The following is a 26,996-nucleotide window of genomic DNA, read 5'->3' as shown; positions in this document are numbered from 1 at the left end:
CGCTTTTTGGTTGTTTGTTTATCTTGGTCGAAAACATCCTACCCAGGAAGCGCTCTTCTCTTACTCCCTCAACGGCTCAACGACGAACCCACACCCACGAAAACAACACAAGCGCCAAATTATTCCACCGCTCTTAATCAGGCAATGAGCAGCTATTCGTCACGAACCAACGTTCATCTTTCACGACATAATGGCGCACAGTGGGTCGCCAAAGTCAAAAATTATGGTTACAGCGGATGGGAGGGATGCACCCAACTTGTTTACAATCGCCCTTGCACTAATACGAATGAAGCACGTGGCGCAAGAAGCTACGCACTTACTTGGGCAAGAAGCTACATCAATACCTACTATCTGCCAGCAAATACCGCAGTTTCCAGAATAAAAGTTACTTGGCTTCACGAATTAGGACATGGACTTGGTCTTGAGCATCATCACAGCAATGCATATACCGTGATGTACGACCAAACTTGGGTAGCATACAATAACGGCGTTCGTGATCTAGCCTCAGATGATATTGCTGGAATCAATACCATTTATCGATAGGTCAGGTGAGCAATATGAGGAATATGCGTAGGACGGCAGTCGCATTGATCTGTATGATTGCGTGCGGGCTGCTCGCAGGATGCGGATTGCGCGCGACGCAAGGCAATTATCAGCCGCCGACAGTCACCAACAGCAATATGTCAAGAGTCATGATATACGACTCATTAGCCGCGCTCGCCTCCGACAGCGAACTCATTATCACCGGCGTGGTAGGTGGTTCTCACGTTGCCCACGACATCGACGACACACTGCCGTTTGCCATCCACGATATCGATGTGAAGCAGACGCTGAAGGGAAGCAGTTCGAGCACGGTCGTCGTCAGACAAACCGGGGGCAGCGGACCCGATATCCTCAAGGATGGACAGCATGTACTGCTGTTTCTGGTTCAGTCCGGCTTGGATGGTGATTTGGCGGAACAATATTATCCGGTCGGAGTCAACGCAGGAATCTACCTACTCAATGGAGAGCCAGGACTGCTTGGATTGGGCGACGACGATTTGGATTATATCCGCCTCGTCGTCGGCACCGGAGACGACATTCCCGTTACCGTTTCACTTGATGATGTCAAGGAAGCCATACGGTAAGGACGCTGCTTCGCTGTTTTTACCTGCGCCGGTTGGCGAGCGGCTCGCCGTGGGCGTAGCGGCGCACGTTGCCGAGCGCGATCCGGATGATGCGGTCCTCGGTTACGGCCAGATGGTTGCCGCCGGCGACGTGCGGGGTGATCAGGCAGTGCGGTTCGTTCCACAGCGGACTGGACGCGGGCAGCGGTTCGGGTTCGGTGACGTCGAGGCCGGCGCCGTGCAGCTGGTCTTCGGACAGGGCGCGGGCGAGCGCGCGCGGGTCGATGGCGGTGCCGCGGCCGGCGTTGAGCAGCACGGCGGTCGATTTCATGAGCGTCAGGCGACGGCCGTCGATCAGATGATACGTGTCGGGCGTTGCCGGTACGGCCATCGCCACGACGTCGGCGGCGGGCAGCAGCGAGTCGAGTTCGCCAAAATCATGCATCTCGTCGATGCCGTCCGTCGGGCGGGTCTTGTCGCGGCGCACGCCGATCGTATGCGCGCCGACGGCCTTGCACAGCGTCGCGAAATGCGAGCCGATGTCGCCGGTGCCGATCACGAGCACGGTCGCGCCGGCCGGGCTGAGCGCGGCTCCGAGGTCATGCCAGCGCTGTTCGGTCTGCTGGCGCGCGTACATGGGGATGTTCTTCATCAGCGACCACATCATCGCGAACAGGTGCTCGGCAACGGTCTGGCCGTAGGCGCCGGTCGCGTTCGTGACCTGCACGTCCTCGCCCAGCACGCCGGGTGCGAGATACCGGTCGACGCCGGCGCTCCAAGTCTGGAGCCATTCAAGGTTTGGGTACTGCGCGCATTCGTCGGCGGGGATGTTGCCGATGACGGCGGTGGCGATTCCGCGCAGGTCAGCCGGCACAATCGCCTTCCAGCCCATCATGCCGCGCTGTGCGGCGACGCCCACGAATTCCTGATGCACGTCGGTGCCGTTCACGGCATCGCAAAACGCCTGCCGTTCCTCGTCGGTCAACGGCAGGCAGTTGATGATCGTCTTGCTCATACGGCCATTGTAGGGCGAGCGGATACGTTGATGCGGGATCTGGATTGCGGATGAGCCCGGTATAGGCTGGCGATAGTACGTGCGTCCCGGGCGACCCCACCCGTCGGCTGAGCCGATACCCTCCCCTGTCAGGGGAGGGAAACCCCACGGCTCGACCCCACACCGGCACCCTCACGACTCTCCCCTGTCAGGGGAGGGAAAATCAGGACACGGCAACAATGGCGAACCGCAGGGCAACCTCCCTAACGGAGACGGAAACGAAGCCGAACGGCTACTTCGCGGCGGAAGCCACGCCGGACGGCGCGTCGCCGCCGTCGGTCTTGGTTTCGTTGGCGGTGAGCATCGCCTCGGTGATCTGACGGTAGAGCGCCTCGTAGCCGCCGGGCGTGGCGCTCGGCAACACGACGGTCTTCGCGTTCTTCGATTCGGACAGCGAGCGCATCACGTCGAGATACTGGTTGAACAGCACGACGTTGTTCACGTCGTTGATGTTCATGCCCACGGCCTGCAGACTCTTGATCTGGTCGACGATGCCGTTGGCGATCTCACGGCGGTAGTTCGCCTGGCCCTCGCCCTGCAGACGCGTCTTCTCGGCCTCGGCAGCGGCCTGCGTCTCGATCTGGATGCGCTGGGCCTCGGCGCGCTGGCGCGTGGCCTCCTTCTCTCGCTGGGCGGCGTTGATCGAATCCATCGCGTTCTTGACCTGCGGCGACGGGTCGATCGCGGTGATCAGCGTCTTAACAACGGTGAAGCCGAAGCGCGCCATCTCGTTGCCGACGGTCTTCTGCACGTCGAACGCGACATCGTCCTTGCGCGCGAACGCGTCGTCCAAGGTGAGCGCCGGGATCGCGGAACGCAGCGCGTCCTCCATGTAACTGCGCAGCTGGCCGGCCGGGTCGCGCAGCTCGTAGTATGCGGTGGCCACGTTCTCGGCGTTCACGCGGAACTGCGTAGAGGCGACCACGGTGACGAACACGTTGTCGAGCGTCTTGGTTTCGAGCTGCACGTTGAGCTGCGAGACGCGCATGTTGGTTTTGGTAGCGATGCGGTCGACGAGCGGGATGCGCGCGTGGATGCCGGCGAACTGCACCTTGTGGAACTTGCCGAAGCGTTCGATGATGTACGCCTGCTGTTGCGGCACGACGAAGATCGCCGCGCACAGCAACGCGATGACGACGACCAGCACGACGGCCGCGATGATCGGCCCGGTGAAATCGAATGACAGCATGATGGATGGTCCCCTTCCATATCCGTCCGGCACCGTCCTCGACGCCGGCTTACGGTTCCCATCGTATCAGTCGCCGCCGTGAACCGCCCGGGCGATCCGCGCCACCGCTCAGTACGCGTTCGCGATGGCCTGGTCGAGGTCGGCGATCAGATCGTCCGCGTCCTCGAGTCCGATCGACAGGCGGATCAGGTTCTCGGTCACGCCGGCCGCGCGACGCACGTCGTCGGGCACCTCGCGGTGCGTGATGTTCGCCGGGTCGACGATGAGCGAGCGCGCGTCGCCGATGTTCGGCACGTACGAGAACAGCTTCGTGCCGTCGAGGATGCGGCGCACGTTGGACGCGTCGCCGTCGACGAGGAACGAGAGGATCTGGCCGACGCCGTCCGGCAGGTATTTCGCGGCGAGCGCGTACTGGGGCGTGTTGCCGAGTCCGGAATAGTTGACTTTGAGGACGTGCGGCGCGCGGGTCAGGTGGCGTGCGATCGCCGTGGCCGTGGCGACCTGGCGCGACACGCGTTCGGGCAGCGTCTCCAGTCCGATGAGCGTCAGGTATGCGTTGAACGGGCTTTGCACCGCGCCGAACGTGCGCAGGTATTTGATGCGGATGCGGCGGATGAACGCCTCGCGGCCGAACGCGTCGGCGAAGCTGCGCGGTGTGCCGTCCGAGTCGGCGATGACCTGCTGTGGGCGAGTGAACTGCGGGAAGCGCCCGTTCGCCCAGTCGAAGCGTCCGGCGTCGATGATTGCGCCGCCGATCGCGTTGCCGTGTCCGGTGATGCCTTTCGTGGTCGAATACACGACGATGTCGGCGCCGAATTCGATCGGACGCAGCAGATACGGCGTGGGCACGGTGTTGTCGACGATCAGCGCGATGCCGTGGCGGTGCGCGAGTTCGGCGAGCGCTTCGATGTCGGCGATTTCGGTGCCCGGATTGGCGACGGTTTCGGTGTAGATGGCGCGCGTGTCCGGTCCGATCAGCGATTCGACGTGGGCGAGGTCGTTGATGTCGTCCACGAGGTCGGCGTCGATGCCGAAGCCGGGCAGGAAGTCGTCGAGCGCGTCGACGGATGCGCCGTACAGGTTCTTCGAGGCGATGATGCGGCCGCCGCGTTCGCCCGCGCACATGAGCGCGAAGGAGACGGCCGCCATGCCGGAGGAGACGGCGACCGCGCCGACGCCGCCTTCGAGCGCGGCAAGTCGCTTCTCGAGCACGTCGACGGTGGGGTTGGCCACGCGCGAGTATTCAAAGCCTTCCAGTTCGCCGGCCGCGAGCGCCCGCCCTCGTGCCGCGTTTTCCAGATCGAACGCCGCCGACGCGTAGATCGGCGTGCTGGCCGCGCGCGCGTTGGCGGCTCGGTCGTAACCGGCATGGATGGCTGTGGTGCTCAGTTTCGTCATGATGGACGTTGCTCCCCGCGATGGATCGATAAAACAGCTATCTATTATCCACCCTTAGGGAATTGCGGTGTGAAACGTGTCACCATGCGCGTCGGACCGATGGACGGCCGGCGCCGCTTACTCGCCGAGCCGGGCGAGCGCACGCGTCGCGACGGTGGCGAGCAGGTTCGCGCCGTCGGCGAGCGCGTCGAGTTTGGCCCAGAACGTCGGCCCGTGCATCGGCCGGTCGCCGTTGCCTACGCCGATGTGGATGAACGCGCCCGGCGAACGCTGCAGATAATAAGAGAAGTCTTCGCCGCCGAGCGTGGGTTGCGGCGGCGCGACGGTGAGGCCCAAGTCGGTGGCGGCGGCTGCGGCGAGCGCGGACCATGCGGGATCGTTGACGACGGATGGAGAGCCGTATTCCCAGTCGAATTCGACGTCAGTGCCGTAGGCCGTGGCGATGCCGTTGACGATGGATTGCAGCCGGTCGTGGATGATCGTGCGGTCTTCGGGGAAGGCGGTGCGGGCGGTGCCTTCGAGGAACGCGTCGGGGGCGACGACGTTCCATGTGCTGCCGGATTCGACGTGGGTGATGGTGACGACGCGCGGATGGGTCGGGTCGACGTCCTGACCGGCGATCGATTGGATGCCGTCGATGAGCGCGGCAAGCGTGCGGATCGGGTTCGCGCCGCGGTGCGGGCGGGCGGCGTGCGTGCCGGTGCCGTGGATGTGTACGCGGAATTTGTCGACCGCGCCGGAGTCGGGGCCGGTGCCGATGAGGACCGTGCCGGGTTCGGCGGCGTTCGTGTCATGCACGCCGAAGTAGGCTTCGACGTCGTCGAGGATGCCGGTGTCGAGCACGGTTACGGCTCCGGTGGGCGTGTCTTTGGTGGCGGCGACCTCTTCGGCGGGCTGGAAGATCACTTTGATGGCGCCTGAGAACGTGCTGCGTCGCGATTGCAGCAGCAGGGCCGCGCCGAGCGCGGTGGTGAGGTTGTAGTCGTGGCCGCAGCCGTGCAGCCAGCCGGGGTTGAGTGAGGCGTACGAAACGCCGGTGTCCTCGGTGATCGGCAGCGCGTCGATGTCGCCGCGGATGGCGACGATGTGGCCTGCGCCGGCGGCGTTCGGCGTATCCGTGACATCCGTGGCACCCGATGTGTCGGTGGTATCGCTGCCGTCACGGCCGCCCGCGTCATTCGCCCCTCCGACCGTCGCCGTGCCGACGACTCGAGCGATCAAGCCGGTCTGCAACCCGGAATCGATGATTTCGATGCCGTGGTCGTCGAGGATCTGCCGGATGTGCGCGGTCGTTTCGTATTCGCGGTCAGGGTGTCTAATTGTTTGTGTATGGGCTGCCATTTTGGAAGGATTGAATGATGGTGACCTTGAAGAACGACGATGTGGTCGAGGGGCGTGGCGATGGCGGCGCTGCCGCCGGTTCGGCGCGTGGTCTGGTCGACGGGCTGGTCTCGTCGGGCGCGTTGGATTCCCTGTTCGAGCGTATCGACAGGGGCGATGTCGAATTGACCGGGGACGGGGGCCTGATCCCGGAATTGGTGCGGGCCGCCCTGGAGCGTGGTCTGGATGCGGAGATGACCTCGCATCTGGGTTATGCGTCCGGCGACCGGGAAGGGAAGACGGCGAGCGGTTCGACGAATTCGAGGAACGGCTCGTATCCCAAGACCCTGGCCACCGAGGTCGGCCCCGTCACGATCCAGGTGCCCCGGGACCGGGACGGCTCGTTCACGCCGAGGCTGGTGCCGAAGTGCTCCAGAAGGCTGGGCGGCCTGGACGACATGATCGTCAGCCTGTACGCGGGCGGCATGACGGTGCGCGACATCCAGCACCACCTCGCCAAGACGGTCGGCACCGAACTGTCGCACGAGACGGTCTCGTCGATCACCGACGCGGTGGCGGACGCGGTGCTCGAATGGCAGGAGCGGCCGTTGGACGAGTTCTATCCGGTCATGTACCTGGACGCGATACGAGTGAAGGTCAGGGACGGCGGCAGGGTCGTGTCGAAGGCCGCGCACATCGCGATCGGCGTCGACATGGAGGGCCTCAAGCACGTGCTGGGCATCTGGATGCAGGATTCGGAGGGCTCCTCGTTCTGGGCGAACGTGTGCGCGCAGATGGCCAACAGGGGCGTCGCGGACGTGATGGTCGTGTGCTGCGACGGGCTGAAGGGCCTGCCCGAGGCCGTCGAGGCCACATGGCCTCAGGCGATGGTGCAGACCTGCGTGGTGCATCTCATCCGCGCGGCGAACCGGTTCGTGGCCGATCACGACCGCAAGAAGGTGTGCGCCGGGTTGAGGGGCGTGTACGGGGCGGCGGACGCGGACCAGGCCCGCAAACGGCTCGACGAGTTCAAGCACAGCGAGCTCGGCCGCAAATACCCGTCGGTGGCGGCCACGTGGGAGCGGGCGTGGGACCGGTTCACGCCGTTCCTGCAGTTCCCGCCCATGCTGCGGCGCGTGATCTACACGACCAACAGCATCGAATCGTTGAACTACCAGCTCAGGAAGGTCAGCCGCAACCGCAGCCAGTTCCCCAACGACCAGGCCGCCGTCAAGCTCCTGTGGCTCGCGATCTGCGACATCGAGGACAAACGCGCGAGGCAGCGGGAGAGGACCGAGAAAGGCAAACGACCGAAAAACGAATGCCGGCTCATCGAGGGCAGGATCACCACCAACTGGAAACAGGCCCTCGCCCAACTCGTCGCCGCATACCCGGAACGCATGGAACCCTACCTCTAAAAACAACAACAAAAAACACCCATACACAAACAATTTGACAAGCTCCGCCGTCTCGTACGAGGTCACGTCGCGTATCCGCGAACTGCTCGTGATCCCGTTGGGCGCGGAATACCGCACGCGCCTGACCCGCGCGCTGGCCGACATCACGCCCGCGCAGACGCTCGACCGCGGTCTGAACGACCGTATCCGCGCCGCACGCGACGCGATCCCGTACAACATCGCCGACCACGCGTCCAACGCGACCGTCGTCGTGGGCGCCGTGTTCTCCATGATCATGCTCGCCGCGTCTCTGTGGACCACCAGTCCGGTCGCCGCCGTCCTGCTCGGCGCGGCGATCATCCCCGAACTCGTCGCGCAGGCCGCCAACGCGCAGCTCGGCAGCGACCTATGGCCCTTGCAGGGCAAGTATTCGCGCCGCGCCGCCTATCTCGAGCAGATGCAGGACTATCCGCCGGCCAGCACCGAACTGGCCGCCACGCGCGGCTCGTTCTCCATTCCCGAACAGGCGCACGACAATTACACGGCCATGAGCGGCCTGTGGCGGCGCATCTCCCTGCAAGCATTGCGCGGCGCGGGACTGAGCGCCCTCGCATTCGCCGTGCTCGCGGGCGGCGCGTTCGCGACGATCATCATCCACGACCACGCCGCACTCACCACGGTCGCGGCCGCCGTGGTCGGCGTGATCACCGCACTGTCGGTCACACGCAGCACCGGCGACGCGTTCGGTGAACTCATGAGCTCCACGCCGATGGTCCTCGCCTACCAGCAGCTCATGGACACGTTGCAGGCGAACCCGACAATCCCCGAGACGCGCGGGCCGGTCGGCGTGCGGGCGGAACACGTCACGTACCGGTATCCGGCGGCGGATGACATGGAAGACAACGGCGATGACGGCAACGTCAGTAACGACGGCACGAACGGCAACGACACGGCGACGTCCGGCGCGGCAGACGCGTCCGCTCGCCCCGCGTTGGACGATATCTCGCTCGACATCGCGCCGGGATCGATCGTCGCGCTCGTCGGCGAAAACGGCTCAGGCAAGACGACACTGGCGAAGATCATCGCCGGTATCCTCGAACCCGGCTCCGGCACGGTCACGCTGCCTAGACCCAACGATTCCACTGTCACGACCGCGTTGGGCCGGCTCGGCGCGACCAGCATGACGTTCCAGGACTTCACGAGGCTCGAGGTCACCGTGCGCGAGTTCATCGACCCGACCGGACGGAAAACGGACCAACAGCTCTGGAACGGACTCGCCCGCGCCCACGCCGACACCTACATCGCCGGCCAGCCGAACGGGCTGGACACCCAGCTCGGCGCGCAATGGGGCGGCATCGGTTTGTCCGGCGGGCAATGGCAGCGTCTCGCGTTGGCACGCACGTTCCTGTCCGACCAGCCGCTGTGGATACTGGACGAGCCGACCGCAGCCGTGGACGCGACCGCCGAAGCCGCGATCTACCACGATCTGACCGAGAACCGGACTGCGGACACCACGGTGATCGTCATCAGTCACCGGCCGCATGTGCTTACTCATGTGGACCGGATCGTCGTGCTTGATCGTGGACGTGTTGCTGAAAGCGGCACGTACGACCAGCTCATCGCGGGTCACGGCATGTTCAGCCGACTGGCGCACGATAGTCTGGAGTAGGTGGTTTTTGATTGGTATCGTGCTATCACACGATGCTGTGTTGTTGGCGGCGCTAGTGCGCCGCAGTACCCCAACCCGCCCGGCCTGCGCCGGGCACCCTCCCCTGAGAGGGGAGGGAATGTTCTCAATCCTCGAGAACCATCAACGAAATCGCCCGTAGACAGTTCAATGAACTATCCACGGGCGACAAGCACCGAGGTAAATTTGACAGCCTTCTTACAGCACGTGCTGCAGGAAGTCCTTGAAGCGGGGTTCGGTGGGGTGGTCGATGATGTCAGGGCCGCCCTGCTCGACGACCACGCCGCCGTCCATGAAGACGACCTGATCGGCGACCTCGCGGGCGAAGCCGATCTCGTGCGTGACGACGATCATCGTCATGCCCTCCTTGGCGAGCGAGAGCATCACGTTGAGCACCTCGCCTACCAGCTCCGGGTCGAGCGCCGAGGTCGGCTCGTCGAACAGCATGATCTCGGGCTTCATGGCGAGCGCGCGTGCGATGGCGACGCGCTGCTGCTGGCCGCCGGAGAGTTCGGACGGATAGTAGTCGAGCCGCTCCCCCAGTCCGACGCGCTGCAGTTCCGTCTTCGCCAGCTCGCGTGCCTCGGCCTTGTTCATGTGCTTGACGTGCACGGGCGCTTCCATCACGTTTTCGATGGCGGTCATGTGAGGGAACAGGTTGAACCGCTGGAACACCATGCCGAGCTTGGAACGCTGCGCGGCGACGGCCTTGTCGTCCAAGGTCTGCCAGATCTCGCGGCCGTCGGCGTCCGTGCGACCGGTGCGCTTGTAGCCGATGAGTTCACCGTCGACCTCAATCTCGCCGCCGGTCAACGTTTCGAGCTGGTTGATCAGTCGCAGGAACGTGGATTTGCCCGAGCCGGAAGGGCCCAGGATCACGGTGACGGTGCCGGGCATGACGGTCATGTCGACGCCCTTCAACACATGCAGCGAACCGAACGCCTTGTGCACGCCGGTGGCCTTGACGGCCGGGACGACACCGGAGACGGTGCCCGTGGAAGTCGTGGAAGTCGTAATGTTGTCAGTCATCTCAAATACCACTCCCTCGGCTCACGCGGTCATGCCGGTGAATCCGGCCTCGTTGATCTTGTTCACGTCGTCCTTCGGCTCGCCTTCGGTCTTGCCGGGCAGCGGCGGCTGCTTGCCGCGCGTGCCCATCGCGCGCGCGTCGAAGCCCTTGCCGAAGTGCTTTTCGATGCGCGACTGGATGACCATGAGGATCGACGTGATGAGCAGGTACCAGAAGCAGGCCACGAGCAGCAGCGGGATCGGCTTGTAGATGCGGTTGGCGATCGCGCTGGTCGCGAACTGCAGTTCGAGCGTGAACGGGACGGCGGTGACGAGCGACGTGGTCTTGAGCATGCCGATCGTCTCGTTGCCGGTGGGCGGGATGATGATGCGCATGGCCTGCGGCAGGATGATGCGGCGCATGATGAGCGAACGCTTCATGCCGAGCGCCTGCGCGGCCTCGGTCTGGCCCGGGTCGACCGCTTCGAGGCCTGCGCGCACGATTTCGGACAGGTACGCGGCCTCGTTCAGGGCCAGACCGATCCATGCGGCGTTGAACGCGGTGATCACGTCCTGCGAGTTCACGCTCCAGAACGCGATGTCGGTGAACGGGATGCCGAGGCTGAGTTTGGGCACGAGCACGGCGAACAGGCCCCAGAACACGAGCTGCGTGTACACAGGGGTGCCGCGGAAGAACCAGATGAAGAACCAGCTGACGCCGCGCAGCACCGGGTTGATGGACTTGCGCATGATGGCGAGGATGATCGACAGGATGATCGCGACGACCATCGAGATGACGGTCAGCTCGAGCGTGTACCGGATGCCTTCGAGCACGTTCTCGTTGAACAGGTACTTCCAGACGGTCGGCCAGTCGAGTCGCGGATTGGTGATCATGCCCTGGATGAGCATCGCCGCGAGCAGCGCGACGATCACGGCGGCCACGATCGGGCCGGGACGGCGCACGGGCAGCGCGTCGATGCGGTTCGGGATGTTCAGTCCGTCGCCGTCAGCTTGTTTCTTCGCCATATGTATGTAGTCCTTTGCTTTTCTCGGCCCCCTCGGCTGAGGACGTTGCCGTGAAGCAAACGCGAAAGCGTTTGCAGGCAACGTCTGAGCCGTCAGGCGAGCCAGTAAATCGCTAGCCGAAGGCTAGTCCGCAATTGCGGGACGCTGTCAGCGCAGCTGACTGGGGGAGCGTCAAAGCTATGGAACGTTCCGGCGCCTGATTGAGTCAGAAGGTTGAGCCTTCGTTCTCTCCCTCAGTCAGCCTGCGGCTGCCAGCTCCCTCATCAGAGGGAGCCAAGGTATGCGGAGTTACGCCAGATCGGTGGGGTTGATCTCGGCCTTGTCGAGCGCGCCGGATTCGACGCCCCAGTGCTTGAGGATCTTGCCGTACGTGCCGTCGTCCATGAGCTGCTGCATGGCGGCCTGCACGAACTTGTCCATCTCCTCGTCGCCCTTCTTGATCGCGACGCCCTGCTTGGCGGTGCCTTCGACCTCGCCGAGCATCTCCAGCTCGCCGCCGGTCTGGCTGATCGCGTAGCCGCCGACCGGCGAGTCGGCGTAGAACACGTCGGCCTTGCCGGTCACCACGCTGGTGGCCGCATCGGTCTGCAGCTTGGTGGAGAGCACCTCGATCGCGTCCTTGCCGTCGGCCTTGCATTGGTCGGCGGCCTTGTTGGCCTCCTCTTCCTGCACGGTGCCGGTCTGCACGGCGATCTTCAGACCGCACAGCTGCGTGGTGTCGACCTTGTTCGGGTTGCCCTTCTTGACGATCCAGCTGAAGCCGGACTTGTAGTAGCTGACGAAGTCGACGGCCTCGAGGCGTTCCTCAGTGATCGTCATCGCGGTGATGCCGAGATCGTACTTGGAGCCGACGGACGGGACGATCGAGTCGAACGTGGACGAGACGATGTCGGTCTTGACACCGGCGAGCTTGCCGAGCGCGGTGGCGATGTCGACGTCGTAGCCGACCGGGGTCTTGCCGTCCTCGGCCAGGAATTCGGCCGGCGCGTACGACAGTTCCATGCCGACGGTCAGCTTGCCGGCGTCCTTGACGGCGCTCGGCAGCAGCGCGGCGATGTCGTCGTTGGTCTTGACGCCGCTCAGGTCGTAGCCTTCGGTGGTGTTGGCCGCGTTGCCGTCCGCGTCGGTGGCGGTGTCGGTGGTTCCGCAGGCCGCCGTGGCGAACAGCATCGCGGCGCTCAGCGCGAGCGCGGCGGCGGTTTTGAGGTTCTTGAACATCATGGTTCCTCTCTTGTTCTCTCGGTTCTCGATGTGTTTACCGAGTATACAGAGAGGACAGGTTTTTCCTGTTACATGCCGTGAGGCTCCCTATCGCAGAAAGCCTCACGGAAACAACATCACACGGACGGGTTGATCTCGGCCTTGTCGATCGCGCCGGACTTGACGCCCCACACGTCGAGGATCTTGCCGTACGTGCCGTCGTCCATCAGCTTCTGGATGGCCTTCTGCACGGCTTCGGCGGTCGCCGAATCGCCCTTCTTGATCGCCACGGCCTCCGGGGTCACGCCGGTGTCGTCGCCGAGCGTCTCCAGCGTGTCGCCGGTCTGCGAGATCGCGTAGCCGGCGACCGGCGAGTCGGCGTAGAAGATCGACGCCTTGCCGGACGCCACGGCGGTGGTCACGTCGGTCTGCAGCTTGGACGACTGGATGTCGATCGCATCCTTGCCGTCGGCCTTGCACTGCTCGTTGGCCTTGTTGACTTCCTCCTCCTGCGTGGTGCCGGTCTGCACGGCGACCTTCACGCCGCACAGGTTCGCGGTGTCGACTTTGTCGGGGTTGCCCTTGCGCACGACCCACGTGGAGCCGGCCTTGAAGTAGGTGACGAAGTCGACGGCCTCCATGCGTTCCGGCGTGACCGTGAACGAGGAGATGCCGATGTCGTATTTGCTGCCGACCGACGGGATGATCGAATCGAACGTGGACGAGACGGTCGTCTCTTTGAGACCGAACACGGCGGCCAGCGCCTTGGACAGGTCGACGTCGAAGCCGACGGCGGTCTTGCCGTCCTCGGCGAGGAATTCAGCCGGCGCGTACGAGGTGTCGGTGCCGACGGTGAGCGTGCCGTCGCCGGCCACGGAATCAGGCAGGAGCGCGGCGATAGCATCGTCCTTCGTGATGGAACTGGTGTCGAAGCCTTGCGTGGCCGACGAACCGGAGTCCTTGGAGTCGTTGCCGGACGCGCTGTTGCTGCCGGAATCGGTGGTGCCGCAGGCCGCGGCGGCGAAGATCATGGCCGCGCTTAACGTGGCGGCCGCGATGGAACGGATCGAACGTATTCCCTTGCTGTAAGACATTGGATTTCCTCTCTCAGACATGTCGACCGGCGGGTATGTTTCCGGCTAATTCGAGAGAGTACGTTTCCGATGCTACGGTATCGTAAACCGAACACGGATTGTCCACTGTATGGACAATCCGATTATCCGTTCACCTTAACGCGCGCGCATGTTCTTGTAGCGCATGACGCGCAGCGCCTCGCGCTTGTCCTGCTCCTCGCGCAGGGCCTGGCGCTTGTCGTATTCCTTCTTGCCTCGCGCCAGCGCGATCTCGGCCTTGACACGCCCGTCCTTGAAGTACAGGCTGATCGGGATGATCGTGTAGCCCTTCGCCTCGGACTGGCGCGAAAGCTTGACGATCTCACGCTCGTGCAGCAGCAGCTTGCGCTTGCGCTTGGGCGCATGGTTGTTCCACGTGCCGTTGAGGTATTCGGGGATGTTCGCGCCTTCGAGCCACATCTCGCCACGCCGGTCGATGGAGACGAACGCCTCCGCCAGCGACGCGCGTCCTTCGCGCAGCGACTTGACTTCCGTGCCGGTGAGCACAAGCCCCGCCTCGTAATGGTCCTCGATCAGATAATCGTGCCGGGCCTTCTTGTTCTGCACGATCAGCTTCGTACCGGTCTCCTTGGCCATCGTCTCCTCCTTTCGTCATGCAATGCAACAGATCAGAATATCACACGATACGCGAAAGGGCTTCCACAACGGAAGCCCTATGCGATGTGAGCGATCGGAACGTCAGTGCACGAACCAGTACTGGCCGTTGTTGGTCAGCGTACGGCTGTGCATGATGTACGGACCGCCCCAGTTCATTTCCGAGATCAGGAACGTACCGTCGGAGTACACGGCCTCGACCACGGCGACATGGCCGTAGGTGCCGTCCGCACCATCCTGACCGGGGATGAACGACAGCGCCGCGCCAACCTGCGGATTGTGGTCCACGCGCAGACCGTACGAGGGCGCGGTCAGATACCATTCGCCGCCGTTGCCGAGGAAGGACGGCGTGCCGATACCCATTTCCTTACGGCGGTTGTACGCATACCACGTGCACTGGCCGGCCACGTAGGCGTTGCCGCTGTCGCCGTTGCTGGTGCCCTGCCCGGAGGACGACGTACCGGCGGACGAGCTGCCGGAAGAGCTGCCGCCGGATGACGAGCCGCTGTTCGAGCTGTTGCCCGAGTTTCCGCCGGAAGTACCGCCCGAATTGCCGCCGTTCGAGCCGCCGTTCGACGGGGCCGACGGGGTGACGCTCGGCACGGTCGGCGTCACGGTCGGATCGGTCGTGCCCTGTTCGCCGCTGCTCGGCTTCTGCGCGGCCGCGGCCTGCTCGGCCGCATACTGCTCGTTGAGCGCGTCGACGCGGGACTGCAGGAGCACCTTGTTCGCGGCCTCTTCCGCCACGCTGCCCTTAAGCTGGTCCTGCAAGCCTTCCAGCTCGCTACGCTTCGCCTCGCCGTCCACACGCAGCTGTTCCAGCGAGTCGCGCTTGGCCTTCGCATCGCTTGCCGCGGTCTTCGCGGCGGCGGCGGTCTCGTCGGCCTTGGCCTTGTACTGGGTGATCGTCTTTTCGATGGCCGCCAGGCGTTCGCTGCGGTTCATGGACGTGTTGAGCGTCACCGCGGCATCGGATGCGGCGTTCGATTCGGTGCGGGAGAGCGCGTCACGCGTCTGCATCGAGTTGACGAATTCCTTGGTGCTGGTCGAACCGGTGACCACGCTCATCACGTCGGACGCGTTGGAGCCGTGCATCGAATCGCGGGCCATCTGCGCGACGGCCGCGTGCGCATCGTCATAATCCTCGCCGGTCTTCGCGATCTCGGCTTCGAGTGCTTCCTTGTCCTTCTGCGCGGCCGCAAGTCGGGCGGCCATCGCATCGGCTTCCTTCTGCGCCTGGGCGGCCGCGTCATTGGCCTTGGTCACGGCCTCCTGAGCGGCAGGAATCGTCGTGTTGGTCAGCTTGTCCAGTTCGACGATCTTGTCGGCAAGCTGGCTGTTGACTCCGGACAGCTGCGAACGCAGCTCGGCTTCACGGGCGGCGCTCGACTGCTGCGCGGCCTGCGCGTCGAGCAGATCGCTGTATGTATCGGCGTTCGCGACCGGCACGACTACACCGCTGAACGCGGCGATCCCCATCGTCATGCACAGCGCCGCCGCCGACATCATCGCAACCGCGGATCTACCGCCTTGTGTTTGCCCCATCAACGTGTCCTTTCGTCGTCAAACAGTGCTCACCATAACACACGAATCTGTATGTCGAACACGGCGTTCGCGATCGGCACTGTGGTCTGTCTCACGTTCGCGCGAAGCCGCTCACGCCTTGAGATACCGTCGCAGCGAGATCACCGACGCGACCACCGATAGCAGGATCGCCCCGGCCACGAGGAACGGCGAGATCATGAGCACGGTCATCTGGTCGACGTACGGAATCCATGTGACCGACTGCGCGAGCCAGCCGGTGATGAACGTGCGCACGATCACCGACAGCATCACGCACGACAGTACGGAACCGACGAGCGAGGCGACCGTGCCTTCGAGGATGAACGGCAGCCGGATCGTCCAGTTCGATGCGCCGACCAGTCGCATGATCTCCGTCTCCTTGCTGCGCGAGGCGGCGGACATGCGGATCGTGGTCGCGGTCAGGAGGATCGCGACGAGCACCATCACGGCTGCGAGCACCGCGGTGACGACGGTCGCGCGGTTGAGCACGGCGAACACCGGCTCGAAGATCTGCCGCTGGTCGGAGACCTCCTCCACGCCGTCCTGGCCGGAGAGCACTTCCGCGACGACCTGGTATTTCTCCGGGTTCTTGAGCTTGAGCCACAGCGAATCCTGCATGTCGTCGGCGGTGAGCGTGCGGCCCTGGTATTCGCCGTTCGGATACTGCTTGAGGAACGTGTTCTTGTAGAACTCGTCCTTGGACATGTACGTGATCTTGGCGACGACGTCGGGCAGTTCGTCACGGATCTTCTGCTGGAGCGCGGTGATCTCGCTCGCGCTCGGCGACTTGCCGGACGCGCAGTTGGCCGACTGGCTGGTGCCGTCCGGGCACAGCCACACGACGACCTCGACCTGGTCGTACCAGCCGCCCTTCGCCTTGGTGATCTGCGCCTGCGTGAGCACGGACGCGCCGATGAACAGGAACGAGATGAACGTGACGAGCATGACGGACAGCAGCATCGGCACGTTGCGCTTAAGGCTCGTCCAGGTTTCGGAGAGGATGAACCGTGCTCTCATCGGGTTTCCTCCTTGCGGTCGTTCGTGGTGTGCTCGTTGTTCGCGTCCTGCGCGGCAGTCTGCGGGCGCGGCGGCGCGGGTGGGGCCGGCGGCAACGGCGGAAGCGGCGCGGCTGCCGCGGGGGCGGCCGGCGGTTCCGCGGTGCCGTGATCGTCGCGGCTGTCTTGTTTCACGGATTGTTCCACGGATTGCGGCGGCTGGGTTGCCGACTGCGCGGATGTTTGATGCGACTGTTCCGTCGACGGTTGCGTCGGCTGCTGTGATGTCGACGATTCGCCGTGTGCGCCGACCGCTTCGTGCGTCGGCGCGGCGGACGACGACTGGCTCGGTTCGACGGACCGATCGCCCGCTTCGGACGCGCCTGTACCGGACGTGGCAGTGTCGCTTGACGAGGCCTTATCCGCAGCCTTCTTCGCGGCTTCCTGCTGGGCCGCGTACTCCTCCAGATTGAGTCCCTTGCCCCACGTCAGCGTCGTTTCGATAGGCGCGAACACCTCGCCATAGCGGCCGGTGCGGCCCGAGTGGACGGAATTGGCCAGTCGCGCGATGCCCTCGTCGGTCTGATCGCTGTTGATGACCGCCGAGACATGCTCGACGACCCGTTCGGCCTGTTCGACGCGAGTGCCATGCGCGGTGCCGGTCGCGGCCTGCGTGGCCTGGATCGACGGACGCGGCTGGATGGACGAGACGGTGCCCGTCACGTCGTGAGACTGTGCCTGAGCATGGTCCAGCGCGGTGGCCTGAACCGGAGCATCAGGTACGCCGAGCGCCTGCTTCGACTTGGATTCGACCTCCGCGTCCGGGAAGTACAGTGCGGAATCATAGGAACCCTGCCGCTCGTCGCGCACGATCTTGCCGGCGTGCAGTTCGACGACGCGCTTGCGCATCGAATTGACGATCTCCTCGTTGTGTGTGGCCATGACGATCGTGGTGCCGGTGCGGTTGATCGCGTCGAGCACCTCCATGATGCCGAGCGACGTGGTCGGATCGAGGTTGCCGGTCGGCTCGTCGGCCAGCAGGATCTGCGGATGGTTGACGTAGGCGCGGGCGATGGTCACACGCTGCTGCTCGCCGCCGGACAGCTCGTGCGGGTAGCTGTTCTCCTTGCCCGTGAGTCCCACGGTTTCGAGTACCTTCGGCACGAGCGATTTGATGGTCGATCGGCGCGTGCCGATCACCTCGAGCGCGAACGCGACGTTCTGCCAGACGGTTTTGTTGTTGAGCAGCTTGTAATCCTGGAAGATGAAACCGATCGAACGACGGTACTGCGGCACCTGACGGTTCGTAAGACGTCGCAGATCATTGCCGGCGACGTGGATCTCGCCGTCGGTGGCCTCCTCCTCGCGCAGCAACAGGCTCAGCAGCGTGGTTTTGCCGGAGCCGGACGCGCCGACAAGGAAGACGAAATCACCCCGGTCGATGTGCAGATTGACGTCGTCCAGCGCGGGCCTGGTGCCGCGCGGGTAGATCTTGCTCACATGATCCAACGAGATGAGTGCCATGATCTTCCTTTTTGTATGTCAGGTTCTACCTAAAACCCGCTGCCATCATAGCGGCCGGCCCACGATTATCCCACCGCTCCGGTCAGGTGTTCGCCTCGTCATTTCGACCGAGTGAACACACTGTCATTTCGACCGAGCGCAGCGATTGGAGAAATCCTCCGAGACAACCGGTCCCGAAAGATTTCTCGACTCGGCTCCGCCTCGCTCGAAATGACATGTTACGAAATCCCCTGCAAGGAGACGGGACTACTCTTCGTTCTCCGCGGCGCGGCGCTGTTCGTGACGCCAGCGGATGCCGGCCTCGATGAACGCGTCGATGTCGCCGTCGAACACGGCCTGCGTCTGGCTCGTCTCGTAGCCGGTGCGCAGATCCTTGACCATCTGGTACGGGTGCAGCACGTAGGAGCGCATCTGATCGCCCCAGCTGGCCTTGATGTCGCCGGCGATCTCCTTCTTCTTCTTGGCTTCCTCCTCGTGGCGCAACACCAGCAGTCGGGACTGGAGCACGGCCATGGCGGCGGCGCGGTTCTGGATCTGCGAGCGCTCGTCCTGCATGGTCACGACGATGCCGGTCGGAAGGTGGGTGATGCGCACCGCGGAGTACGTGGTGTTCACGCCCTGGCCGCCGGGGCCGGAGGAGCAGTACGTGTCGATGCGGATGTCGGTGTCCGGGATGTCGATGTGATCGGTCGCCTCGACGAGCGGGACGACCTCGACCGCGGCGAAGCTGGTCTGGCGGCGGCCCTGGTTGTCGAACGGGGAGATGCGCACGAGACGGTGCGTACCGCCCTCGACCGACAGGCGGCCGAACGCGTACGGCGCGTCCACCTGGAAGGTCGCGGACTTGATGCCGGCCTCTTCCGCGTACGAGGTGTCCATCACCTTGGCCTTGAAGCCGTGGCGTTCGGCCCAGCGCAGGTACATGCGCAGCAGCATCTGTGCGAAGTCGGCCGCGTCCACGCCGCCCGCGCCGGAACGGATCGTCACGACCGCGGAACGCTCGTCGTATTCGCCGTCAAGCAGCGTCTGGATCTCCATGTCGTCGAGATCCTTCTGGATCGACTCGATCTCGGTCTTCGCCTCGGCGAGCGAATCGGCGTCCTCCATCTCCTGGCCAAGCTCGACGAGCGTCTCCACGTCGTCGATGCGCTGGCTCGCGGAGTTCAGGCGACGCAGCTGGGCCTGCGCGGCCGACAGCTTGCTCGTGATCTTCTGCGCGTTCTCCGGATCGTCCCACAGGCCCGGCTCGGCCGCCTGCGTTTCGAGATCCTTGATGTCGGCCTTGAGCCGGTCGACGTCGAGCGCCTTGGCGATGGACTCGTACTTGGCGCGAGCGTCGCCGATTGCTTGGGAATAATCAAATTCTGCCATCGTATACCACCATATGTGTCGTTGCTGATGTATCCGGTCGTTTTCCTAGGTGCGCACAATATATGCATGAAAACGCATATCCCTCATTGGGCATGCGCGGGCAAAGGTGCGTCAAAGACCGGCGTAGATAGCCGGGATGACAAGGCTGAGCAGCATGGCGGCAGCTACGACGATGCACACCGCTCGCATGATGTTGCGACGGCGGCGTTCTCGCTGCTCCCGTTCGGCCCTGTAATCGTTCACAGTCCGCCATTGTAACGACACGCCCGGATTTATGACGCACAGGAATTAAGCTGGAGGCATTATCACACGACTCGATAAGGAGTGCTCAATGGCAAACGAACGCACCGCATGGGGCTGGGGCCTGGCCTCGGTCGACGCCTCCGGCGCCACGCTGGACGTCTGGTATCCGCAGCTTACGCTCGGCGAGGCGCCGGCCGAATCCGACCGCCCGAACCATGGGTTCGGCAAACTGGTGCACGAGACGGCCGACGCGCGCGGCGTGCGTCGCGTCCCGGTGTTCACCGTGTCCGACCTCGACGCGCCGATCGCGGACGCGGCCGACGCATACCTGCGTCTGCACCTGCTGTCGCAGCGCCTCGCCAAGCCGAACACGCTGAACCTCGACGGCATCTTCGCGCGTCTCACCAACGTGGTGTGGACGAACTACGGTCCGTTCGCGGTCGAGGACTTCGCGCTGCGCAAGATCGACGTCGAATCCGCGGCGATCACCGCGGCCGACGCGTTCGCCGCACAGGTCGGACTGCCGACCGCTGCCCCGGCCGCGATGGTCACCGTACTGTCGGTCGACAAGTTCCCGCGCATGATCGACTACGTCACCCCGACCGGCGTGCGCATCGGCGACGCGGACCGTGTGCGTCTCGGTGCGCATCTGGCCGAAGGCACGACCGTCATGCACGCCGGCTTCGTGAACTTCAACGCGGGCACGCTCGGCGTCTCGATGGTCGAAGGCCGCGTCTCGCAAGGCGTGGTCGTGGGTAACGGCTCCGACATCGGCGGCGGCGCGTCCATCATGGGCACGCTGTCCGGCGGCGGCAAGCTGCGCAACTCGATCGGCGAGCACTCCCTGCTCGGCGCGAACGCGGGCATCGGCATCTCGCTGGGCGACAACTGCGTTGTCGAAGCCGGCCTGTACATCACCGCCGGCACCAAGGTCACCGTCTACGACAAGGCCAAAGTCGCCGCCGGCGAACCGCTCGACGTCGTCAAGGGCGCGGATCTTTCCGGCAAGGACAACATCCTGTTCATCCGCAACTCGGTTTCCGGCCGCATCGAGGCCCGCTACCGCAAGACCGGAATCGAACTCAACTCCAAGCTGCACAAAAACTGAATCGTGAATAACGGAGCGTTATCTGCGTTGCTCCTCGGTCGCGGTACCGAGTACCGCTTCCCTCGGTGCGCCTTGATATCGCATACGTTATTCACGATTCAGAACTGACCTCGTCAGTTTTTATGCAGCCGTCGCAGCACGGCTGCTCCCTCGCCTATGGGTGATCCACTGGATCGTCCGTTTACCGGTTTGACGTCAATGACTGTGCGGCTAGCATGAGCGGCTATGGTTCGATATGAGTTGGGCGGGAGTTTCCGGATGGAAGCTCCCGCCCAACTGTGTTTGTTATGCCGTTATGGTCTGAGCGGCGTCAGGCTCAGGCCTTGGCGACCTCGACGGCCAGTTCCTTGGCGTCCGCATCGGCAACGATCTCAACGCCGGCTTCGGCGAGGGTCTCGTGGGCGATGAGGTCGCGGAATTGCTCGGCCTTCGGCGCGTCGGCGGCCGGCACGGTCAGCTTCAGGCTGATGCGGTCGGCGATGTCGAGTCCGGCGTCCTTGCGGGCGTCCTGCACGGCGCGGATCGCGTCACGGGCGTAACCTTCGGCGATCAGGTCGTCGTCCAGCGCGGTGTCGAGGATCACGAAGCCGCCGGTCGGCAGCGCGGCGGAGACGGACGACGCGGCTTCCGCGGCGTTCTCCTCCTCCACGCGGTTGATCAGCTCGTATTCGCCGGCCTCCAGCGCGACCTCGCCGTTCGGCGTCTCGACCACCGGGGCGCCGGTGGCGGCGTCGACGTGCCAGGCGCCGGTCTTGGACGCCTTGATCGCGAACTGGACCTGCTTGCCGAGGCGCGGGCCGGCCGCACGGGCGTTCACCTTGAGCTGGTGGACGATCTTCAGGCCCTTGGAGCCGGCGTCCTCCATCGTGCAGAACTCGATGTCCTTCACGTTCAGCTCGGACTTGAGGATCTCGGCGTACGCCTCGACGTCGGCCACGTCCTCGACCACGACGGTGAGCTTGGCGAGCGGCTGGCGCACGCGGATCTGCTCCGCCTTGCGCAGCGAGAGCGTGCCCGAGACGACCTCGCGCACCTTCTCCATCGCGTTGACCAGCTTCGGATCGTCGGCCAGCACGCGGCCAAGCTCGGTCGCCTCGCCGGTCTTCTCGTCCGCAAGGAACGGCCAGTCGGCAAGATGTACCGATTCGCCGCCGGTCAGTCCACGCCACACGGATTCGGCCTCCATCGGGGCGAGCGGGGCGAGCACGCGCATGAACACCTCGAGCACGGTGTACAGCGTGTTGAACGCGTTCGCATCCTCGTTCCAGAAGCGGTCGCGGGTGTTGCGGATGTACCAGTTGGTGAGCACGTCGATGAAGTCGGCGGCCGCGTCGCACGCGTCGGAGATCGCGAACTCGTCGAGCGACTTCTGGACCTTCTCGACCAGACGGCGCGTGCGGGCCAGCAGGTAGCGATCCATCTCCGGCAGGTTGGCGACCTCGTCGGCGGTGAGCTGGCGGGCGTCGAAGCCGGCACCCTTGTTGGCCGCGTTGGCGTACAGCGTGAAGAAGTAGTAGGAGCTCCACACCGGCAGCATGACCTGGCGGACCGTGTCGCGGATGCCTTCGGCGGTGACAATCAGGTTGCCTCCGCGCAGGATCGGCGAGGACATGAGGAACCAGCGCATCGCGTCGGAACCGTACTTGTCGAACACGCCGTTGACGTCCGGGTAGTTGCGCAGGTGCTTGGACATCTTCTGGCCGTCGGAGCCGAGCACGATGCCGTGGCAGATCACGTTCTTGAACGCCGGGCGGTCGAACAGGGCGGTGGCCATGACGTGCAGCAGGTAGAACCAGCCGCGGGTCTGGCCGATGTATTCGACGATGTAGTCGGCCGGGAAGTGCTGTTCGAACTTCTCCTTGTTTTCGAACGGGTAGTGGAACTGCGCGAACGACATCGAACCGGACTCGAACCAGCAGTCGAGCACGTCGGTGATGCGGTGCATGTGGCTCTTGCCGGTCGGATCATCCGGGTTCGGTCGGGTCAGGTTGTCGATCCACGGACGGTGCATGTTGATGTTGCCGTCCTTGTCGCGCGGGTAGTCGCCGAAGTCGTTCTTCAACTCCTCAAGCGAGCCGTACACGTCGACGCGCGGGTACTTCGGATCGTCGGACACCCACACCGGGATCGGGGAGCCCCAGAAACGGTTGCGGGAGATCGACCAGTCGCGCGCGTTGGCAAGCCACTTGCCGAACTGGCCGTCCTTGACGTTCTCCGGAATCCAGTTGATCTGCTGGTTGAGCTCGAGCAGACGCGGCTTGATCTTGGTGACGGAGACGAACCACGAGCTGACCGGCTTGTAGATCAGCGGCGTGGCGCAGCGCCAGCAGTGCGGGTAGGAGTGCACGTAGCTCTTCTCCTGGAAGAGGATCGCGCGCTTGTCCTCGTCGATCTGGGCGAGCGGGCCGTCGCCGGCGCGCAGGTTGCGAAGGATCGGTAGATTGGCGTCGAACACGAACAGGCCCTCGTAGTCCGGGCACTGCGATGTGAAGTTGCAGCCGTTGTCGAGCACGTCGGTGCTCTTGATGCCCTTGGCGTTGAGCGTGTTCATATCGTCTTCGCCGTAAGGTGCCTGATGCACGAGGCCGGTGCCTTCGACGGTGTCGACGTAGTCGGCGGTGAAGATCGTGTAGCCGTTCGGGCCGGGCACGTTGCCCTCGGTCTCGGCCTTCTCGCCCGCGAAGTACGGGAAGACGGGCCAGTAGCGGCGGCCGGCCAGCTCGGAGCCCTTGAGCTCGCGCACGACCGTGTAGTTCTCGCCGAGTTCCTTGGTGTAGTGCGGCAGGAGCGCCTTGCCGAGGTAGAACTTCTTGCCGGCGAACTTGCCTTCGGTCGGCTCGACCTCGACATAGTCGATGTCCGCGCCGACGACGATCGCGAAGTTGGTCGGGACGGTCCACGGCGTGGTGGTCCAGAACACGGCGTAGGCGTCCTCGTCGCGCATCTTGACGGCGACGGAGACGGTGGTATCCTGACGGTCCTGGTACACGTCGGCGTCCATGCGCAGCTCGTGCGCGCTCAGCGGCGTCTGGTCCTTCGGGCAGTACGGCAGCACGCGATAGCCCTGATAGGCGAGGCCCTTCTCGTAGAGCTGCTTGAACGCCCACATCACGGACTCCATGTACGGGATGTTCAGCGTCTTGTAGCCGTGCTCGAAGTCGACCCAGCGGGCCTGGCGGTGCACGTAGTCCTGCCATTCGCGTGTGTACTTGAGGACGGAGGCGCGGCAGGCGTCGTTGAACTTGTCGATGCCCATTTCCTCGATCTGGGCGACCGAGTCGATGCCAAGTTCCTTCTGCGCCTCGAGTTCGGCGGGCAGACCGTGCGTGTCCCAGCCGAATACGCGGTTGACCTTGTGCCCCTTCATGGTCTGGTAGCGCGGGATGACGTCCTTCGCGTAGCCGGTCAGCAGGTGGCCGTAGTGCGGCAGGCCGTTCGCGAACGGCGGGCCGTCGAAGAACACGAACTCGTTCTGGCTGTGGTCGCCGGAGGGGCGACGTTCGACCGACTTCTGGAAGGTGTCGTCCTTGTCCCAGTAGTCGAGGACGGTCTCCTCCATGTGCGGGAAGCTCGGGTTCGGCGCGACGGATGCGGTTTCGCCGCCTTCGTTCGCCTTGGGATACACATGATTGGTGGTTTCGCTCACCATGGTTCTCCTCGTCAATGTTTTGCTCTGTCCTACAGGACTGATTGACGATCACCATGCGCGAGGCCTCGCGGCCGGGCATGACGATCGACTGTCATTCCTGCCTACGAGGACGATGATCGGTTCGGCTCTATGCCGACCGCCTCTCACCGCGGTACCACCTCGCTTGTCGCGTTCCGTTCGAGGCTATTGCCCTTGCGGAGTGCGACCGCTTGAGTTCGGCTGTGTCGGGCCGATCCCGTCGGGTCTACTGGGCGGCCGGCTGATCAGCCGAACGCCGTTCTTCCGAAGGCTCCCCGCTGATAACGGATCACTGCCTTGACAACGCCGCCATCGTAGCACGGCACGGGGTCAAACGTCACCCGTACGATCACGGATGACGTTTGACCGTCTTTTCCGGCCGCATCCGCCGTCAGCGCAGGTCCAGCGGCACGTAGTCGCGCAGCGTCTCGCCGGTGTAGACCTGACGCGGACGTCCAATCTTCGTGTTCGGGTCGGCAAGCATCTCGCGGTACTGCGCGATCCAGCCGGGGATGCGGCCGAGCGCGAACAGCGTGGTGAACATGGCCGGGTCGAAGCCGATGGCACGGTAGATCAGTCCGGTGTAGAAGTCGACGTTCGGATAGAGGTGGCGGGAGACGAAATACTCGTCGGTCAGCGCGATGTCCTCCAGCTCGGTGGCCACGTCGAACAGCGCACGTTCGTCGGCCGGCAGTTTCGACGTGTCCTCGCGTTCCATGATCTTCTCAAGATAGGTCTTGGCGATCGCGGCGCGCGGATCGTACGACTTGTATACGCGATGGCCGAGGCCGGAGATGCGCTGGCCGTTCGCCTTCGCGTCCTCGACGAACTCGCGAACCGACTTGCCGGAGTCGCGGATGGCCTTGAGCTGGCGCAACACGGCCTCGTTCGCACCGCCGTGCAGCGGGCCGGACAGCGCGTTCACGCCGGCCGCGACCGCGGAATACAGGTTCGCGTGGGCGGACCCGGCGATGCGCACGACCGAGGTGGAGCAGTTCTGCTCGTGGTCGGCGTGGATGATGAGCAGTCGGCCGAGCGCGTGCACATACAGCGGATCGGATTCGAACGGCTCGTACGGCACGGCGAAGCACATGCGCAGGAAGTCGTCGACATAGCCGCGGGCGTAGTCCGGGTAGAGCATCGGCTCGTCACGGCGGCGGCGGAAGATGTACGACACGATCGTACGCACCTTAGCCATGATGATGACCGCGGCCTCGTCCAGCTGGTCGGAGTCGGTGATGTCGGTGGTATCCGGGTAGAAGGTGGCGAGCGCGTTGATGGCGGAGGCGAGCACGCTCATCGGGTGTGCGGTGCGCGGGAACGAGCCCATGAACGTGCGGAAGTCTTCGCCGACCATCGTGCGGTGGTTGATGTCGGAGACGAACTTCTCGTACTGTTCCTTGCTGGGCAGTTCGCCGTGACGCAGCAGCCATGCGACCTCGAGGAAGTCGGACTGGTCGCACAGCTGCTCGATCGGGTAGCCCCGATAGCGCAGGATCGAGTGCTGGCCGTCGATGTACGTGATCTTCGATTCGCATTGCGCGGTGGTGAGGAATCCGGGGTCGAGCGTGACCCAACCGTCGTTGCGCAGCTTGGAGACCACGATGCCGTCCGGCCCCGCGGTGGCCTTGACGACGGGCAGCGTGTATTTGCTGTCATCCACATTCAGCTGGGCGGTTGCCATGCTTGTACTCCCCTCGATATACGGGCCGTATGGCTCAAAAGTATGGCTCACTATATGGCACGCGTGTTTCGGCGCAAATCGCCGTCTCATTTTTCGCTTCGTCAGTCCCGAGGACATCGCCAGTACGCGTTTCATACCGATTCAATGCGCCATCACGCCAATGCGCCGATTACCGGATGCATACCTCCTCGCAATAGATCACCACATTGCGGACGCACTCATGAACATACGAGGCCATCCTTTTAGTATTGGCCGAACACGCCACACGAGTTAACGATAAGGGGATCAACCATGACCATCACATACACCGAGGAACGCACGTTCACCAAGGATCAGGTCCAGCAGCTGTTTCGTTCCGTCGGCTGGGTGTCCGGCGAATACCCGGATCAGCTGCACAAGGCGCTGATGGGCTCCTCGACCGTGATCTCGGCTTGGGACGGCGACCGTCTGGTCGGTCTGGTGCGCGCGTTGGATGACGGCGCGATGCTGGCCTACATGCATTATGTGCTGGTCGATCCCGAATATCAGGGCCACGGCATCGCCGGGCATATGGTGCGTATGATTCAGGAGAAGTATCGCGACTTCTTCTATGTGGAGGTCATGCCGGAGGAGAGCAAGAACGCGTCATTCTACGAACGATTCGGGTTCAAGGTCATGACCGACGGCGTGGCCATGCAGACCGTCAACCCGAACTGGTGACGCAAGTCCCGAATCGGCTGGTTACAGCCA

The 26,996-nt window shown here is 63.9% G+C and carries 22 protein-coding genes; 6 read left to right on the top strand and 16 right to left on the bottom strand.

What is annotated here, in order from left to right:
* The coding region (locus AC1A0G_RS06075; RefSeq protein WP_476528325.1) for a matrixin family metalloprotease at positions 1-543 on the top strand (543 nt) is incomplete at its 5' end.
* A 14-nt stretch (positions 544-557) separates the two neighbouring features.
* On the top strand, positions 558-1,127 hold the full coding sequence (locus tag AC1A0G_RS06070; RefSeq protein WP_476528324.1) for a hypothetical protein: 570 nt from the start codon (positions 558-560) through the stop codon (positions 1,125-1,127).
* 19 nt (positions 1,128-1,146) lie between these two features.
* Here AC1A0G_RS06070 and AC1A0G_RS06065 read toward each other — a convergent pair whose 3' ends face one another.
* From AC1A0G_RS06065 to AC1A0G_RS06050, 4 genes are all read right to left on the bottom strand, one after another.
* Complete coding sequence (locus tag AC1A0G_RS06065) at positions 1,147-2,121, bottom strand: D-2-hydroxyacid dehydrogenase (RefSeq protein WP_476528323.1); 975 nt, start codon at positions 2,119-2,121, stop codon at positions 1,147-1,149.
* Positions 2,122-2,392: 271 nt separating this feature from the next.
* Positions 2,393-3,349, bottom strand: coding sequence for an SPFH domain-containing protein (locus tag AC1A0G_RS06060; protein ID WP_476528322.1), 957 nt, complete (start codon positions 3,347-3,349; stop codon positions 2,393-2,395).
* Between the two features lie 108 nt (positions 3,350-3,457).
* Positions 3,458-4,747, bottom strand: a complete 1,290-nt coding sequence (locus tag AC1A0G_RS06055; RefSeq protein WP_476528320.1) for an O-acetylhomoserine aminocarboxypropyltransferase/cysteine synthase family protein — start codon at positions 4,745-4,747, stop codon at positions 3,458-3,460.
* A gap of 117 nt (positions 4,748-4,864) precedes the next feature.
* Positions 4,865-6,088: an amidohydrolase gene (locus tag AC1A0G_RS06050; protein ID WP_476528318.1), complete on the bottom strand. Its 1,224-nt coding sequence runs from the start codon at positions 6,086-6,088 to the stop codon at positions 4,865-4,867.
* A gap of 17 nt (positions 6,089-6,105) precedes the next feature.
* Here AC1A0G_RS06050 and AC1A0G_RS06045 point away from each other — a divergent pair, with 17 nt between their 5' ends.
* On the top strand, positions 6,106-7,485 hold the full coding sequence (locus AC1A0G_RS06045; RefSeq protein WP_476528335.1) for an IS256 family transposase: 1,380 nt from the start codon (positions 6,106-6,108) through the stop codon (positions 7,483-7,485).
* A 34-nt stretch (positions 7,486-7,519) separates the two neighbouring features.
* The gene (locus AC1A0G_RS06040; protein ID WP_476528316.1) at positions 7,520-9,133 is read left to right on the top strand and encodes an ATP-binding cassette domain-containing protein; all 1,614 of its coding nucleotides are present in this window, start codon (positions 7,520-7,522) and stop codon (positions 9,131-9,133) included.
* Between the two features lie 216 nt (positions 9,134-9,349).
* Here the strand turns inward: AC1A0G_RS06040 and AC1A0G_RS06035 are convergent, their stop codons facing one another.
* The 10 genes from AC1A0G_RS06035 to AC1A0G_RS05990 form a co-directional block, all read right to left on the bottom strand.
* Positions 9,350-10,180 carry an amino acid ABC transporter ATP-binding protein gene (locus AC1A0G_RS06035; protein ID WP_476528314.1) on the bottom strand — a complete coding sequence of 277 codons (831 nt, stop codon included), beginning with the start codon at positions 10,178-10,180 and terminating at the stop codon, positions 9,350-9,352.
* 21 nt (positions 10,181-10,201) lie between these two features.
* On the bottom strand, positions 10,202-11,185 hold the full coding sequence (locus AC1A0G_RS06030) for an amino acid ABC transporter permease (protein ID WP_476528312.1): 984 nt from the start codon (positions 11,183-11,185) through the stop codon (positions 10,202-10,204).
* Between the two features lie 288 nt (positions 11,186-11,473).
* The gene (locus AC1A0G_RS06025; protein WP_476528334.1) at positions 11,474-12,403 is read right to left on the bottom strand and encodes an ABC transporter substrate-binding protein; all 930 of its coding nucleotides are present in this window, start codon (positions 12,401-12,403) and stop codon (positions 11,474-11,476) included.
* A 119-nt stretch (positions 12,404-12,522) separates the two neighbouring features.
* Positions 12,523-13,479 carry an ABC transporter substrate-binding protein gene (locus AC1A0G_RS06020; RefSeq protein ID WP_476528311.1) on the bottom strand — a complete coding sequence of 319 codons (957 nt, stop codon included), beginning with the start codon at positions 13,477-13,479 and terminating at the stop codon, positions 12,523-12,525.
* A 135-nt stretch (positions 13,480-13,614) separates the two neighbouring features.
* Positions 13,615-14,094, bottom strand: coding sequence for an SsrA-binding protein SmpB (gene smpB, locus AC1A0G_RS06015; protein ID WP_214374204.1), 480 nt, complete (start codon positions 14,092-14,094; stop codon positions 13,615-13,617).
* A gap of 102 nt (positions 14,095-14,196) precedes the next feature.
* Entirely contained in the window at positions 14,197-15,657 is a 1,461-nt protein-coding gene (locus AC1A0G_RS06010; protein WP_476528310.1) for a CHAP domain-containing protein, read from the bottom strand.
* 111 nt (positions 15,658-15,768) lie between these two features.
* A complete protein-coding gene (ftsX, locus tag AC1A0G_RS06005; RefSeq protein WP_476528308.1) occupies positions 15,769-16,692 on the bottom strand; it encodes a permease-like cell division protein FtsX in 924 nt (307 codons plus the stop codon).
* Complete coding sequence (ftsE, locus tag AC1A0G_RS06000; protein WP_476528307.1) at positions 16,689-18,194, bottom strand: cell division ATP-binding protein FtsE; 1,506 nt, start codon at positions 18,192-18,194, stop codon at positions 16,689-16,691. The genes ftsX and ftsE overlap by 4 nt, the downstream gene beginning before the upstream one ends.
* A gap of 246 nt (positions 18,195-18,440) precedes the next feature.
* Entirely contained in the window at positions 18,441-19,565 is a 1,125-nt protein-coding gene (gene prfB / locus AC1A0G_RS05995; RefSeq protein WP_476528306.1) for a peptide chain release factor 2, read from the bottom strand.
* A 111-nt stretch (positions 19,566-19,676) separates the two neighbouring features.
* Positions 19,677-19,808, bottom strand: a complete 132-nt coding sequence (locus tag AC1A0G_RS05990) for a hypothetical protein (protein WP_476528304.1) — start codon at positions 19,806-19,808, stop codon at positions 19,677-19,679.
* A gap of 88 nt (positions 19,809-19,896) precedes the next feature.
* Between AC1A0G_RS05990 and dapD the strand changes: the two genes are divergently transcribed.
* Positions 19,897-20,916 (top strand): 2,3,4,5-tetrahydropyridine-2,6-dicarboxylate N-succinyltransferase, encoded by a 1,020-nt coding sequence (dapD, locus tag AC1A0G_RS05985; RefSeq protein ID WP_476528303.1) that lies wholly within the window; start codon positions 19,897-19,899, stop codon positions 20,914-20,916.
* A 316-nt stretch (positions 20,917-21,232) separates the two neighbouring features.
* Here the strand turns inward: dapD and ileS are convergent, their stop codons facing one another.
* Together ileS and AC1A0G_RS05975 are read right to left on the bottom strand one after the other, a co-directional pair.
* Positions 21,233-24,562, bottom strand: coding sequence for a mupirocin-resistant isoleucine--tRNA ligase (gene ileS / locus AC1A0G_RS05980; RefSeq protein ID WP_476528333.1), 3,330 nt, complete (start codon positions 24,560-24,562; stop codon positions 21,233-21,235).
* Positions 24,563-24,974: 412 nt separating this feature from the next.
* Positions 24,975-26,267 carry a citrate synthase gene (locus tag AC1A0G_RS05975; protein WP_476528301.1) on the bottom strand — a complete coding sequence of 431 codons (1,293 nt, stop codon included), beginning with the start codon at positions 26,265-26,267 and terminating at the stop codon, positions 24,975-24,977.
* Positions 26,268-26,558: 291 nt separating this feature from the next.
* Between AC1A0G_RS05975 and AC1A0G_RS05970 the strand changes: the two genes are divergently transcribed.
* Entirely contained in the window at positions 26,559-26,966 is a 408-nt protein-coding gene (locus AC1A0G_RS05970) for a GNAT family N-acetyltransferase (RefSeq protein WP_476528300.1), read from the top strand.
* Positions 26,967-26,996: the final 30 nt, after the last annotated feature.

The sequence above is a fragment of the Bifidobacterium sp. LH_230 genome (genome assembly GCF_056357555.1).
The sequence above is the reverse complement of the archived record's forward strand: the minus strand, read 5'-3'. Positions and strand labels throughout refer to the sequence as shown.